The 13,713-nt window shown below is 61.6% G+C and carries 13 protein-coding genes and 1 pseudogene; 7 read left to right on the top strand and 7 right to left on the bottom strand.

Annotated features, from left to right (window positions below; genetic code table 11):
• The 7 genes from ACY69P_RS07170 to ACY69P_RS07140 all read left to right on the top strand — a co-directional run.
• Positions 1-477: formate dehydrogenase accessory sulfurtransferase FdhD (locus tag ACY69P_RS07170; RefSeq protein WP_462326999.1), on the top strand; the 477-nt coding region annotated here is incomplete at its 5' end.
• 3 nt (positions 478-480) lie between these two features.
• Positions 481-1,086 carry a molybdenum cofactor guanylyltransferase gene (gene mobA, locus ACY69P_RS07165; RefSeq protein WP_459899157.1) on the top strand — a complete coding sequence of 202 codons (606 nt, stop codon included), beginning with the start codon at positions 481-483 and terminating at the stop codon, positions 1,084-1,086.
• Positions 1,083-1,604, top strand: coding sequence for a TlpA family protein disulfide reductase (locus ACY69P_RS07160; RefSeq protein WP_462326998.1), 522 nt, complete (start codon positions 1,083-1,085; stop codon positions 1,602-1,604). The genes mobA and ACY69P_RS07160 overlap by 4 nt, the downstream gene beginning before the upstream one ends.
• Positions 1,601-2,593 carry a GTP 3',8-cyclase MoaA gene (gene moaA, locus ACY69P_RS07155; protein WP_459899153.1) on the top strand — a complete coding sequence of 331 codons (993 nt, stop codon included), beginning with the start codon at positions 1,601-1,603 and terminating at the stop codon, positions 2,591-2,593. The genes ACY69P_RS07160 and moaA overlap by 4 nt, the downstream gene beginning before the upstream one ends.
• Positions 2,594-2,802: 209 nt before the next feature.
• Entirely contained in the window at positions 2,803-3,672 is an 870-nt protein-coding gene (locus ACY69P_RS07150; protein ID WP_404844473.1) for a transposase, read from the top strand.
• A 429-nt stretch (positions 3,673-4,101) separates the two neighbouring features.
• Complete coding sequence (gene fdnG, locus ACY69P_RS07145) at positions 4,102-7,131, top strand: formate dehydrogenase-N subunit alpha (protein ID WP_462327000.1); 3,030 nt, start codon at positions 4,102-4,104, stop codon at positions 7,129-7,131.
• A 1-nt stretch (position 7,132) separates the two neighbouring features.
• A complete protein-coding gene (locus ACY69P_RS07140; RefSeq protein ID WP_462326997.1) occupies positions 7,133-7,867 on the top strand; it encodes a 4Fe-4S dicluster domain-containing protein in 735 nt (244 codons plus the stop codon).
• A gap of 237 nt (positions 7,868-8,104) precedes the next feature.
• On the opposite strand, the gene ACY69P_RS07135 is transcribed toward ACY69P_RS07140, so the two are convergent.
• From ACY69P_RS07135 to ACY69P_RS07105, 7 genes and pseudogenes are all read right to left on the bottom strand, one after another.
• Positions 8,105-8,443 carry a hypothetical protein gene (locus tag ACY69P_RS07135; RefSeq protein WP_459899149.1) on the bottom strand — a complete coding sequence of 113 codons (339 nt, stop codon included), beginning with the start codon at positions 8,441-8,443 and terminating at the stop codon, positions 8,105-8,107.
• Positions 8,440-8,922, bottom strand: a complete 483-nt coding sequence (locus ACY69P_RS07130; RefSeq protein WP_462326996.1) for a MauE/DoxX family redox-associated membrane protein — start codon at positions 8,920-8,922, stop codon at positions 8,440-8,442. The genes ACY69P_RS07135 and ACY69P_RS07130 overlap by 4 nt, the downstream gene beginning before the upstream one ends.
• Positions 8,919-10,076 (bottom strand): rhodanese-like domain-containing protein, encoded by a 1,158-nt coding sequence (locus ACY69P_RS07125; RefSeq protein WP_462326995.1) that lies wholly within the window; start codon positions 10,074-10,076, stop codon positions 8,919-8,921. Before ACY69P_RS07125 ends, ACY69P_RS07130 begins: the two co-directional genes overlap by 4 nt.
• A gap of 3 nt (positions 10,077-10,079) precedes the next feature.
• Entirely contained in the window at positions 10,080-10,652 is a 573-nt protein-coding gene (locus ACY69P_RS07120) for a peroxiredoxin family protein (protein WP_462326994.1), read from the bottom strand.
• Positions 10,653-10,680: 28 nt separating this feature from the next.
• Complete coding sequence (locus tag ACY69P_RS07115; protein WP_404844467.1) at positions 10,681-11,394, bottom strand: response regulator; 714 nt, start codon at positions 11,392-11,394, stop codon at positions 10,681-10,683.
• Between the two features lie 18 nt (positions 11,395-11,412).
• Positions 11,413-13,431, bottom strand: a complete 2,019-nt coding sequence (locus ACY69P_RS07110; protein WP_459899138.1) for an ATP-binding protein — start codon at positions 13,429-13,431, stop codon at positions 11,413-11,415.
• A gap of 37 nt (positions 13,432-13,468) precedes the next feature.
• Positions 13,469-13,713, bottom strand: a pseudogene (locus ACY69P_RS07105) (ABC transporter substrate-binding protein); the annotation flags it as partial.

Below are 13,713 nucleotides of genomic sequence, written 5' to 3'. Positions count from 1 at the left end.
CTCGCCCCAATTGCCGCGCCCGCCGCGCCGCAGCCGCCCACCCTCTCGCCCATCCCGGCGGAGACCATCCTTGACTGTATGAAGCGCTTTATCGCGGGCGAAGGCCGCTGGGAGGCCACGGGCTGTTTCCACCGCGCCGCAGTCTGGGACCCGGCATCCGGTGAATTCATCACGCAGGCCGAGGATATTGGGCGCCACAACTGCATCGACAGGCTGGCGGGCTGGTCCGTCGAACAGGGCCGCCCCCTTGCGGGGCTGATGCTGTTCGTGTCGGCCCGCGCCACGACGTCCCTTGTCCGCAAGGCCGTACAGGCGGGCTTTTCCGCCATGGTCAGCCGCAGCGCGGTCACAACATCAGGCGTGGCCACAGCGCGCGAGGCAGGCATGACCCTTGCCGGTTTTGCCCGCGAGATACGCTTCACCGTCTTTACCGACCCGCGCGGACGATTCGACGACCCGGCGCGGCGCAAGGGCTAACCTATGCCGACACGTCTTCCCTACGGATTGGTCCTTGCGGGAGGCAAAAGCACCCGCCTTGGGACGGACAAGGTCTGCCTGTGGTACTCCGGCAAAATCATGCTCATGCGCATGCTGGACCTTGCCGGGCACTTCTGCGGCGAGGTGTATGTCTCGGGCCGCAACCCCGAGGAGTTTGAAATAAGCGCCCCGTGGCTGGCGGACGACATCCCCGGCATTGGCCCCATGGGCGGCATCCTGACCTGCCTGCGCCGGCTTCAGGCCCCGCTGCTGGTTTTGGCCTGCGACCTGCCGCTGCTGGACATCGCCACAGTGCACACCTTAGTGCGCGCACACGCCAAAGCGCCTGCGGACACCGTCATGACAACCTTCCGCCAACAGGAGACCGGGTATATTGAATCCCTCGTCTCCATCTATACTCCGGCAGCGATTCCGCTGTTCGAGGACTCCATCTCGCGCCAAAGCTACAAGCTCACCCGTGCGATTCCGGAGCATTTACGGCACCATGTCCCCTATTCCAGAGAGAATGCGGGGGTCTTTTTCAATATAAACTTCCCCGCCGACCTTGCCATGCTGCGGCAAGTGGAACGGGCACAGGATAACCGATGAAATCAACAAGCGTATTGACAACTGTCACGTCTGGAGCGACACATTTCCTTCTGGCCCTCGCACTTGTGATGATTGTGGCTTCCGCCGCTGTGGCAAAGACGCCTGCCGCCATTTCCGCCAAGGGACTGCAACAGCTCATCCATGAAGCCAAAGGCCGCGTCGTGGTGGTCAACTTCTGGGCATCGTGGTGCGCGCCCTGCATGACGGAGCTTCCTGAATTCATCGCCCTGCGAGAGGCCCGGCCAGAAGACGACGTGTACATGGTTGGTGTCTCCCTCGACTTCGACCATGCCATGCTCACAAAGACCATGCAGGAGAAAGGCATCAACTATCCCGTCTATATCGCTGAGGAATCCGTGGCCCGCAAATACGATATCAAGGTCATCCCCAAAACGTGGGTGCTGAACAGAAAAGGCGAAATCTCCACGGACCATGACGGCCTGATGACCGGGCGCATGCTGAACAAAGCCGTCGCCCGCGCCCTAAACGGCCACTCCATCGCGGGAGAGCTTGAATGATTACCGACAGCCACGGGCGTTACGTCAGCTATATCCGGCTTTCGGTAACGGACCGCTGCAACCTCAAGTGTTTCTACTGCCGCACGGACTGTGCGGAGAGCTTCATAGACCATGACCACATCCTGACCTATGAGGAAATGATTCGCCTTGTGAAGGCCGCCCAGACCATGCAGGTGCGAAAACTGCGCCTGACCGGCGGCGAGCCTTTTGTCCGGAAGGACTTTCTGGCCTTTCTCGGCATGCTCAAGGAAGAATGCCCGGAGCTGGACGTCCGCGTCACCACCAACGGCACTCTGCTGGGCGGCAAGATTCCGGCGCTCAAGCACCTTGGCGTGCAGCGCATCAATATCTCGCTGGACACGCTAAACCGCGACCGCTTTACCAAAATCACGGGCCGCGACTTTCACGACCGCGTCATGCGCGCCATTGAAGACTGCCTGCACTACGGCCTGACGGTGAAAATCAACGCCGTCGCCATGAAGGGCGTCAACGACGACGAAATCGGCGCGTTCACGCGCTTTGCCCGCGACTATCCTGTGGACGTCCGCTTTATCGAGTTTATGCCCATTGGCGGCTGCTCGCACTGGAAGCGCGAATACACCCTGCCCGCCAGCGATATTCTGGACCGTGCCCGCGAGGAAGCGGACCTGACGCCCATCGAGCGCCACGCGGACACCGACGGCCCGGCCCGGCTGTATTCCATAGATGGCGGCACAGGACGCCTTGGCGTTATTTCCGCCTTGTCCGACCACTTCTGCGACACCTGCAACCGCCTGCGCATCACCTCCGACGGCAGGCTGCGTACGTGCCTTTTTTCGGACAAGGAATACCGACTGCGCCCCATCTTGCGTTCGCCCAAGCTGGATGACGAGGCCCTGCTACGCGTTATGACGCGCGCCACCCTGAGTAAGCCCCTTGGCTACAAACTTCTGGAACACCTGCAAGGCAACTCGGTCTGTTCCAAGGTCATGTCCTCCATCGGAGGCTGACCCACGCGCCCCGCGCATATTGGCGGTGGGGCCGTAGCCTCGGCCAGCGGCCCCGCCACTGTTTTTTCTGATTCGGCGCTGGGGATGGTCCGTCCTGCCCGGTCCTCCCCGCCCTGCCCCGCCGCCCTGCGCGGGGACGCCCCGTGGCCACGGTCCAACACCGGGACCAGCGGCCAAGAACCGACAGCAGCACAAGACGACAGGTACGAATGGATTCCGCGACATTTGACGACATCACCCGCGACGAGGCCGCGGCACGGCGCTATCTGCTCAAGTTCTGCTGGAAGAACCACCAGCGCTTCTGCCCGCGCTGCCGCAGCCGCCGCAACTACCGGCTCAAGAATGGCCGCCGCAGGTGTGCCCGCTGCCGCTACACGTTCCACGACTTCAGCGGCCGCTGGGTCAACAACTGCAACCTCACCTGCGTGGAGTGGCTGCGCCTCATCCGACTCTTTGAGGACGAGACAACGGCGCGCACCGCCGCCAAGGAACTGGGCATCTCGTACAACACGGCCTATAAGGCCATGGCGACCCTGCGATTTGCCATCATCGCCCACGCTCTGGATGCCAAACAGCTGCTGGGCAAAGGCTCCCCGCTGGAGCTGTCCCTCAGTGGCAGAATGTTCAAGGCGCCCACCGCAGGCGCCGCGCAGGACGGCCCGCAGCCCACGCCCGTGTTCGGTATTATGGACCGCGGCACGTGGGCCTTTGTTGACCTTATCCCCGGCTTCGACATTGAAACCGTGCTCCACTTCAGCCTCAGCTTCCAGCTGAAGACCGTACGCCTTGGCAACGTGGTCTACACCGACCGCTACCAGCGCTACGACACGCTCATCTGCTGTGTGGGCAACGACCCGGCGGCGGACTACTTCAAGCCCGGACCGCGCGGCCTGCCCATCGACGAGGAAAACCTCGGCTTTTGGCAGTTTGTCAGCTCGCGCCTGACCAAATTCCACGGGGTGACGCCGCAGCGTTTTCCGCTCTACCTTAAGGAGCTGGAACTGCGCTACAACTCCCGCGGGAAGGACCTTTTTCCCATCCTCACCGGCTTTTTGTGCGATTTTGTCCCAACCGACTGATATTTCGCAACATCCACAGGCCGCGTCATGACTCGCTCATGGCGCGGCTTTTTCGTTCTCATTTCATCCCTTAGCGGTGTAGAACCGTAACCAAGTCCGTTTTCCGTTGCTCCCAATCGGCATACCTTATATAGGTTGATAGAGGTGTAAATCCATCACGGGTTGCACGCTATTCACCACGAAAGGAGGTAAACGCCATGAAAACAGCCTGCCCGACTGCGATACCCTTCGCGGGGCTTGGACTCGACCTGAGTCCGGTCGCAGCGCGGGCCAGCCTGCTGGCTCCGCACCGGTGGCAGTGGACGAAGCCCGCTTCGCCCACGGTGCCTACCGTGCGCTGCGTTCCCGCCCCGTCGGGCTACGCGCTGCTCCTCGAGCTTTCGAGGGAAATCAGAGGCCGTTAGACCGCATTCATCACAAACAAGGAGAATATCCATGAAACGCAGAGAGTTTCTGAAACTCTCCGCCGTGGGAACCGCCGCCACTGCGTTTGGCGGCTTGGGCGTATCCCTTGCGCCCACCAAGGCGAGAGCACAGCTCCTGAAGACGAGCTGGGCCAAGCAAACAACCTCCGTCTGCTGCTACTGTGCTGTGGGTTGCGGACTCATCGTCCACACGGACACCATGAGCCAACGTGCCATCAACGTTGAAGGCGACCCGGACCACCCCGTCAACGAAGGCGCACTGTGCGCCAAGGGCGCTTCCGTTTGGGCCCTTGCCGAAAACGACCGCCGCGAAAAGAACGTCCTGTACCGCGCTCCCTACAGCGACAAGTGGGAAGTGAAGAGCTGGGACTGGGCGCTCACGCGCATCGCCAGACGCATCAAGGACACCCGCGACGCCGCCTTTACCGAAGTCAACGCCAAGGGCCAGCGCGTCAACCGCTGCGACAACATTGCCTCCGTTGGCTCCGCCGCTCTCGACAACGAGGAATGCTGGGCCTACCAGTCTTTCCTGCGCTCCCTCGGCCTGGTGTGGATAGAGCATCAGGCTCGTATTTGACACAGCGCCACTGTTGCGGCTCTGGCAGAGTCGTTCGGACGCGGCGCGATGACCAATCACTGGATCGACATCCAGAACAGTGATTGTGTGCTTATCATGGGCAGCAACGCTGCCGAAAACCACCCCATTTCCTTTAAGTGGGTGCTGAAGGCCAGGGACAGGGGCGCAAAGCTCATCCATGTGGACCCCCGGTTCACCAGAACGTCCTCCAAGGCCGACATCTACGCCCCCATCCGGTCGGGCTCCGACATCGGATTCCTGGGCGGCCTCATCAAGTACATCCTCGACAATGACCTGTACTTCCGCGAGTACCTCGTCAACTACACCAACGCCTCGTTCATCGTCCGCAAGGACTTCTCGTTCAGCGACGGTCTCTTCTCCGGCTTTGACGGCGAAGGCTCCTACGACAAAAGCTCGTGGAACTTCGAGTACGAGTCCGAAGGCGTTCCAAAGAAGGACGAGTCCCTCCAGCATCCGCGCTGCGTGTTCCAGCTGCTGAAAAAGCACTACCGCCGCTACACGCTGGACAAGGTCACCAGAATTACCGGCACGCCCAAGGACGACATCCTGTCCGTCTACAAGGCCTACGCGGCCACAGGCAAACCCGATAAATCCGCCACCATCATGTACGCCATGGGCTGGACCCAGCACACCGTGGGCGTGCAGAACATCCGCGCCATGGCCATCGTCCAGCTGCTGCTGGGCAACATTGGCGTGGCTGGCGGCGGCGTGAACGCACTGCGCGGCGAATCCAACGTGCAGGGCTCCACAGACCAGTGCCTGCTGTGGCACATCCTGCCGGGCTACCTCGGCATTCCCACAGCGTCCATGGACTCGCTGGACAAGTACAACACCACCAAGGCCGCGCCGCACCTGACCGGCGCACAGGACCCCAAAAGCGCCGCGTGGTGGCAGAACTATCCCAAGTACATGACCAGCTTCATCAAATCCATGTACCCCTCGGCCTCCGCCGATACGGGCTACGAGTGGCTGCCCAAGTGCGAGGACGGCAAAAACTACTCCTGGCTCAACCTCTTTGAGGAAATGAGCAGCGGCACCTTCAAGGGCTTCTTTGCCTGGGGCCAGAACCCGGCCTGTGGCGGTGCCAACTCCAATAAGACCAGACAGGCAATGGCCGAGCTGGACTGGATGGTCAACGTCAACATCTTCGACAATGAGACCGGCAGCTTCTGGAAGGGCCCGGACATGGACCCGAAAAAGGTGAAGACCGAGGTCTTCTTCCTGCCCTGCGCTGTCTCCATTGAGAAGGAAGGCTCCATCACCAACTCCGGCCGCTGGATGCAGTGGCGCTATCAGGGCCCCAAGCCCTGGGGCAACACCATGCCCGACGGCGAAATCATCGTCGAACTCATGGAGAAGGTCCGCGAGCTGTACGCCGAGGAAGGCGGCACCTTTGTGCATCCCATCCTTGGTCTTGGCATCCACCAGTGGGGCGGCGCCCACGGCAAGTTTGACCCGCACGCCGTCGCCAAGCTCATCAACGGCTACTTCCTGAAGGACGTTGAGGTGAAGGGCAAGAAGTTCAAGAAGGGCCAACTGGTCCCGAGCTTCGCCTACCTGCAGGACGACGGTTCCACCAGTTCCGGCAACTGGCTGTACTGCCAGTCCTACACGGACAAGGGCAACATGGCCGCCCGCCGCGACAAGACCCAGACGCCGGAACAGGCCATGATTGGTCTGTACCCCAACTGGGCATGGTGCTGGCCGGTCAACCGCCGCATCATCTACAACCGCGCCTCCGTGGACCTGAAGGGCCGCCCCTACGCGCCCAAGAAGCCCGTCATCCAGTGGACCGGCGACAAGTGGATTGGCGACGTGCCCGACGGCGGCTGGAAGCCCGGCACCAAGTACGCCTTCATCATGAAGCCGCAGGGCCATGGTCACATCTTCGGCCCGGGCCGTGCTGACGGACCGTTCCCCGAATACTACGAGCCGCTGGAGTGCCCGATCTCCAAGCATCCGTTCTCCGGCCAGCTCCACAACCCCACGGCCCTGCAGTTCGCTGACGAATACAAGGCCGTCTGCGACCCGAGGTACCCCTTCGTCTGCTCCACCTACCGTGTGACCGAACACTGGCAGAGTGGTGTTATGACGCGCTTCACCCCGTGGCTCATCGAGGCCGAACCGCAGATGTTCTGCGAAATCAGCCCCGAGCTGGCCAAAATGCGCGGCATTGAGAACGGTGAGAAGGTCTATGTCGAAAGTGCCCGCGGCAAGCTGTGGGCCATCGCCATCGTGACGCCCCGCGTGAAGCCGTTTGAGGTGATGGGCAACACCGTCCATCAGGTCGGCATCCCGTGGCACTTCGGCTGGGTGTTCCCGAAGAACGGCGGCGACGCGGCGAACCTGCTTTCGCCCTCCGTCGGCGACCCCAATACGGGCATTCCCGAAACGAAGGCGTTCATGGTCAACGTGCGCAAGGCACAGGAGGATTAGAATGGACAAGACATTCTTCATCGACCTCACCCGCTGCACGGCATGCCGTGGATGTCAGGTCGCGTGCAAGCAGTGGCACAAGCTGCCTGCCGAGGAAACACACAACTACGGCTCGCACCAAAACCCGGCGGACCTGTCGGTGCACACCTACAAGCTGGTCCGCTTCAACGAGCATATCGTTGACGGCAAGCTCAAGTGGCTGTTCTTCCCCGAACAGTGCCGTCATTGCATCATCGCTCCCTGTAAGGAAGTGGCCGATGCCTACGACGAAAAGGCCATCCTGCGCGACTCCGAAACCGGAGCCGTGCTCTTCACGGACCGCCTTGCCGCCTTTGACGACATGGAAAAGGAAGAAGTGCAGTTCGCCTGCCCGTACAACATCCCCCGCTTCGATACCGAAACGGGCCTGATGGCCAAGTGCGACTTCTGCATCGACCGCGTCCATAACGGTCTGCTCCCGGCCTGTGTTCAGGTCTGTCCTACCGGCACCATGAACTTTGGCGACCGCGAAGACATGCTGGAGCTTGCCCAGGAGCGTCTGGCGAAGGTCAAGAAGACCAAGCCCAAAGCCGCCCTTGTGGACCCGGACGACGTGAACGTCATCTACCTCATCGAGGAAGACGCCACGCTGTACCATGACTTCATGATGGCCGACGCCGGGGCGCATACCCCCGGTGGCATGAACAGAAAGCAGATGTTCGCCAAGCTGTTCTCACCGCTGAAGAACATCTCCTAACCCGCGCCAAGCGCAGGACAAAACACAGGCGGCCCGGACAGAAGTCCGGGCCGCCTTTTTCGTTATACTCGCCAACAAAAACAGCTTGGGATCAAGATCGCCGCCATACGTGGAAAAGCGTGCGGCCTGTCCACCGCAAAAACGCCTCCCGCAGGTTCACCACAAGGCCGGGGCAGGGAGCGCGGCATGGCCCACAGCGCGGCGCAGAAAAAAGAGACCTGAATCACGCGCTGCCAGCTAAGGCCGCTCGCGCGAGAACACCACCTCGCCAACGCCCGGCATCTGCATAACGATGCCGCCCCCGGCAGACAGGGCGCCAATAAGCACGCCGCCACCGCGCGTGTGCAGCCACACTTCGTCGCCGCGGCGCTCCCATGTGAAGGCGATGTCCTCCTCATCCGTGGCCCATGTGCCGCGCCCGCCCTCATCAAGGACCAACAGCACTTCGCCACGTTGGGCCTGCGCCACGTACCGCCCGGACACGTCGTCCGTCTGCTGGCATCCGGCAAGGGCAAACACGGCGCAGCACAGCGCCACAACGCACCACCGCAGGGTCAAACCAGCGCCCCACTTCATGACAGGTCCTCCAGCGTCCACGAAAACCGGTTCTCCAGATGAAAGAGGGAATCAAAGAAAAAGACATGCACAGCCATGGCAAGCCAGCCCGCATCGCGCAGGGCCGTCAGCCAGCTTATGGGATCTTCCTGACTGTGAAAGCAGCCGCAGCCAACGGGGATATCCGCCACCAGCACCCACACCACAGCGGAAAGGAACATGACCAGCATTGCGCAGATAAAGGCGCACGCGGAGCGCGAGCGCACCCCCACAATGAGCAGGATGCCGCACAGAAGCTCAACCCACGGCAAAACCACGGCCATCACCCCGACAAGGGCGTACGGCACAATCTGATAGTTGGCGATGGATTCGGCAAACACCGCCGGGTACGTAATTTTGTAAATGCTGGCGTAGATGAACAGCCCGCCGAGATACAGACGAAAGGCCACCGCCAGCAAGGCATTGAGGCGCGAATGCGCAAGGCGCGTCCAAAGGCTCATGGTCCCACCGGGTAGCCCTTCTCGCGCCACAGGGCCATGCCCTCGGCCATGACGCGAACGTTGGTGAACCCCTTCTCCGTCAGCCAGTAGGCGACGTCTTCATCATAGGGGCGGCTCACCGTGTGGCCGTACACAATAATCTCCCGCTCCCTGTCAAGGGACGCAAAGCGCATGGCGTACACAAAGTCGAAGAGGTTCGACGGCGCATTGACCGCGCCGCGCACGTGCCCCTTGCGGTACAGCTCCGCCGGGCGGGCGTCCACGAACATCGCCCCGTCCTCAAGGCGCCGGAATGCGCGCTCCACCTCCACATGCTCGGCCTCGGCCCGCAAGAGGCTCTGGGGCACAAGGTCCACCTTGTTTGGGCTGTACTGGTTAAACAGCGCCCCCACAAGGAACGACAGCAGGATGATGAACACAAAATCCATCAGCCGCACCTGCCCAAGGCGCGATACCTCGCGCCGCACCGCGGTCAGGATGCGCTCGCGCGATTCGGCGATGTTGTCCACCTCCACGCGGCAGGCGCTCACGTCATTAAGCAGCTGCTGGAGTTCCTCGTTCTGGGTGGTGAGCTTTTGGTTACGCTCGGTCAGGGCTTGGTTCAGGTCCGTGATGATGCGCCGCTGGAGCGCGCGCTCTAGGGAGCCGGCAAGGATAACGGACAGGCTCCGCAGAAACTCGGCGTCCCCGGCGTCGTGGTTGCGTCTGGACTCCGGCGTCCCAAGCGCGATAAAGCCCACGGTCTCCCCCGGTCCCGTCCATGTGGACACAAGGCATACCCCGCGCGGCAAAGGCATGGTCACGTCGCGGCAGCTGCCCTGCCGCACATCCTCGCCGGGAAAGGCTCCAATACCACGCACATGCCCTACAAGGGCCGCTCTGTCCTTTTCCAGCGCGGAGCGTTGATCGGGCGAAAACCCCTGCGTCACAAGCATATCCGCGCCGCGCTCTTCATCCACAAACAGCACCGCCCCGTGGCTGACGCCCAGCACCTCCATGCTCCGCGTCAGGAACACGGACGCCATCTTGGGCATATCCGCCAAGGGAGCCAGAGCGCGCGCCGTATCGTACAGCCCGCGCATATAGGCCAGCTTGCGGTCTTCCGTGGGTGGTGGGGGCGGCGTACGCCTGCGGGATGCCGGGTCCTCGTCCATACCTTACTCCTTCACAAAGGAGCGGATCGTGTCCAAAAACGCATCGGCGTCCTCAATGCGGCCCATGTGCGTGTAGAGCACGGTTCCGTCAGGACGGGCCAAAATGGTGAAGGGCGTGCCCGGCTCGCCAAGCTGCTTGTGCACCGCATAGTCCACGTCCGGGACGATGGGATACTCGGCGCGGTGCTCCTTGCGGACAAAGGCAATTTCCATGTCCGTGGCACCACTGGCAAGGGCAAACAGGCGAACCTGCTTGGACAGCGCCGCATCACGCGTCAGGGCGCTGTAGAGCGTGCGCAGGGTCGGGGCTTGGTCGTGGCAGATGGGGCAATAGACGCCGATAACCTCAATCATGATGAGGCCTGCGTCAATGTCGGACAGGGTGAAGGGCGATGCGCCGGGCAGGCCAAGGGCCTCGCGGTCCCCGGCCTGCTTTGGCGCTGTAAAGCTGATGTCTGAGAGGGAGTCGCCCTGCGTGGGCAGGTCGGCCGCCCATGCGCCAGTGGCGCAGACGACGGTGAGCACGAGGCTAAGCCACGCGGCGCTGAGACGGCGTCGGGAGTGTGCAGGCTTCATTACGTCTTTTCCCTCCATGAGAGGAGCACTACGTCAGGGCGCTGATGGCATCCTCTTCTGTGTCGTAAATTGTGGCAAACCGCGTGATGCCGACCATGTCGAACACCTTGCGGAAGTTTTCGGACAGTCCGGCAATGGCAACGGGCGTGCCCTTTTCCTCGCTTTCCGTCAGCAACTGGATGAGCACGGCGATGCCTGCGCCGTTGATGGACGAATTCTCGTCAAAGTGCAGAACAATGCCGCCCGCAGACGAGAGGGCATCCTCATACTGTGCTATCAGGAACGGCTCTGAACTGGAAGTGATGTTGCCCTTTATCTCGATAACGGCAACCTCTTCCGCCCTGTGCGAGGCGATTTCGTCCACCTTGTCGCGCAGCAGCTGCAAACGCTCGTTGGCGCGCTTTAAGGCGGCATCAAGGTCGTTCTTCTGAATGGGCTTGTTGATGAAGTCCGTGGCGTTGAGGTTCAGCGCCTGGATGGCGGTGTCCATGTCACCGTGGCCGGTGATGACGATGACCTCGGTCTGGTGGTCCACTTCCTTAATGCGGCGCAGCACGTCCAGCCCGTCCATACCGGGCATTTTGATGTCCGTCAGGACGATGGCCGGGCGCTGGGCGGTGAACACCTCCAGCCCCTCCTCGCCGCTTTCGGCGGTGAGCACCTCGTAGCCATAGGCCCCAAGGAACAGCTCAAACATGGACAGTGTGGGCTTTTCGTCGTCGATAACCAGTATCTTGTTCATACGAATCCTTGCGTGCAATCAGGTTGCGGCCGGGAAGCGCACCGTAAAGGTGGTGCCCGCGCCAACCTGCGAATCTACGGATATATTTCCCCGGTAATCTTTCACGATTCCATACGAAATCGCAAGCCCGAGGCCCATGCCCTGCCCTGTCTCCTTGGTGGTGAAGAAGGGCTCAAAAATCTTGTCCAGTTGCGCGGGATTGATGCCGGCGCCCGTGTCGGACACCTGAATGGCAACGTCCTCCTGCGTGGTGAACGTGGTGATGGAGATAACGCGGTCGTCCGGGTCGCCGTCCTTCTCGGACCACATATTGATGGCGTCGCGCGCGTTGGAGATGAGGTTAAAGAACACCTGCTGGAGCCTGTTCCCGTGGGCCTGCACAGGCGGCAAATCCTCGGACAGATCCAACTGGACGGTAATATTCTGCAACTTCAGCTGGTGCGAAATGATTTTCAGCACGGACTGCACCGGGTCGTTCAGATTCAGCCGCTCCGGCGTCAGCTCCGACTTACGCCCAAACTGGCGCAGCGTGTTCACAATGTCCGTGGCGCGCTCAATCTGGGTGCCTATCTCGCCCGTGACCTGCCGCAGGTCCTTCTCCGGGATGTCCTTGCCGATTTCCGTCATCATGGCGAGGTAGTCGCTGCCCATGCGGATGGCGTTGAGCGGCTGGTTCAGCTCGTGAGCGATGCCGGCCGACATCTCGCCAAGGGTGGTCATTTTGCTGGCCTGCACCAGTTGGGCGTCCTTTTCCACAATGTCCGTGATGTCCGTGGCCGAAACCACAATGGCCGCGCGGTCGCCATAGGCGCTCTCGCAGGCGTGCATATTCACGTACACGGGTTCGCCGTCCTTGCGGCGGTGCAGGGTCTTTGGATACAGGATGCGCCCTTCGGCGCGCTCGCCCCGGGCGAAACTGCGCAAGGAGTCCTGCCCGTCCACATCCTCCAGATGGTCAAAGCGCATGGCAAGGAGTTCGCGCGTGGTGTAGCCGTAGACTTCCTCGCAGCGCTGGTTCACGTCCAGAATATCCAGCGTCTCGGCGTCCACCACAAAGACCGGGTCCGGTCCGGCATCAAACAGGGAGCGGTACTTGGCCTCGGACTCGCGCAGGCGGTTCCTGTACAGCCGGATGGAGCGCACCATGTACACAAAGGAGTCCGCAAGCTGGAGCACCTCGTCGCCAATCTGTTTGTGGCGGATAACACACTCGCGGCAGTAGGAGGGCTTGGCCGGCGGCGGGCTGTCCGGGGACACCGGGCCCATGGTCTTGTCCACATGCCAGCACGGCAGGTCGGAGTTATGATAGGCCGGGCACCGCTCAAAACGGCCTTGATCGGATAGCAGGTCCGCGTACTGGGAGCCAAGGTCCAGCTTAAAGTTCAGGTTGCCCTTGGAAATTTCGTCGGACATCTCGATGAGCTTGGTCACCGGCAGGGTGATGTAGCTGGAGATGCGGTGGCTTATCCAGAAGATGATGGTACACACCAAGGTGATGAAGCCAAGAAACATAATGCGCAGGCGGCCGACAAGGGTATCGATATGCTGCTTGTTCAGGCCCACGTGCACGGTTGCCACGCGGTAGATGCCCTCCAGCATGGGCACGGCGATGTCCAGCGCCTTCTGCCCCGTCACCGTCACTTGCCGCACGCTGGGGCCGCCCTCTCCGCCGCCGCCACCGGCCACGGCCATACGCCGCAGCACATCCGGGAACGGCTGGACAAACGTATGCGCCAGCACCTCGCCGTCCTTGTCCTCCACAAAGGCGTAGGAGACCAAGTCCCGCCGCTCGCCCAGCAGGCTGATATCAAACAGCAGCGCCGTCAGGTTGGGGCGGTCGTCATCCAGCACAAAGCCGCTGCCCCGGTCCGCAATGGACTCGGCAATGGCGACGCCGCGGTTCTCCAATTCCGAGGTGAGGCTCTCCAGCAAGATGCCGCGCGCCAAAAGCGCAATGGCCGCACTGATGAGCATAATCACCGCGAGGATGGAGAAATAAATCTTATTCTTCAGGCTGATATTGCGAAATTGTTTCATGGGCGTTGTTCCCGCCTTGTGGCGCGGCAGGTGGGCGTTACTGGGTGCTCTCCGTGCGCCGCAACTGCTCGCGCAGGCGGTCCCAATCGGTGATGATGGCGGGGTGGCCATCGACAAAGCGGGTCATGAACACATGGTCCAGCCCCTGATGGTCCACAATGCTGTACGACAGTGGCGTCCCGATGCCGATATCCATAGAGCGGATGGACTGCACAGCCTTGATGAATGCCGGGCGGTCAAGCTCGCGCCCTGCCCGCTGCAGGGCCTCCACCAGTACCTTGG

This window comes from Desulfobaculum sp. (assembly GCF_054921475.1).
Note: the sequence above shows the minus strand (reverse complement) of the source record. Positions and strands in the feature narration are given on the sequence as shown.

Coding starts and splice junctions, on each gene's coding strand:
- ACY69P_RS07120 (WP_462326994.1), bottom strand. CDS start 10,652: ATGAAGCCTGCACACTCCCGACGCCGTCTCAGCGCCGCGTGGCTTAGC.
- moaA (WP_459899153.1), top strand. CDS start 1,601: ATGATTACCGACAGCCACGGGCGTTACGTCAGCTATATCCGGCTTTCG.
- ACY69P_RS07115 (WP_404844467.1), bottom strand. CDS start 11,394: ATGAACAAGATACTGGTTATCGACGACGAAAAGCCCACACTGTCCATG.
- ACY69P_RS07135 (WP_459899149.1), bottom strand. CDS start 8,443: ATGAAGTGGGGCGCTGGTTTGACCCTGCGGTGGTGCGTTGTGGCGCTG.
- ACY69P_RS07125 (WP_462326995.1), bottom strand. CDS start 10,076: ATGGACGAGGACCCGGCATCCCGCAGGCGTACGCCGCCCCCACCACCC.
- ACY69P_RS07160 (WP_462326998.1), top strand. CDS start 1,083: ATGAAATCAACAAGCGTATTGACAACTGTCACGTCTGGAGCGACACAT.
- ACY69P_RS07150 (WP_404844473.1), top strand. CDS start 2,803: ATGGATTCCGCGACATTTGACGACATCACCCGCGACGAGGCCGCGGCA.
- ACY69P_RS07130 (WP_462326996.1), bottom strand. CDS start 8,922: ATGAGCCTTTGGACGCGCCTTGCGCATTCGCGCCTCAATGCCTTGCTG.
- ACY69P_RS07140 (WP_462326997.1), top strand. CDS start 7,133: ATGGACAAGACATTCTTCATCGACCTCACCCGCTGCACGGCATGCCGT.
- mobA (WP_459899157.1), top strand. CDS start 481: ATGCCGACACGTCTTCCCTACGGATTGGTCCTTGCGGGAGGCAAAAGC.
- ACY69P_RS07110 (WP_459899138.1), bottom strand. CDS start 13,431: ATGAAACAATTTCGCAATATCAGCCTGAAGAATAAGATTTATTTCTCC.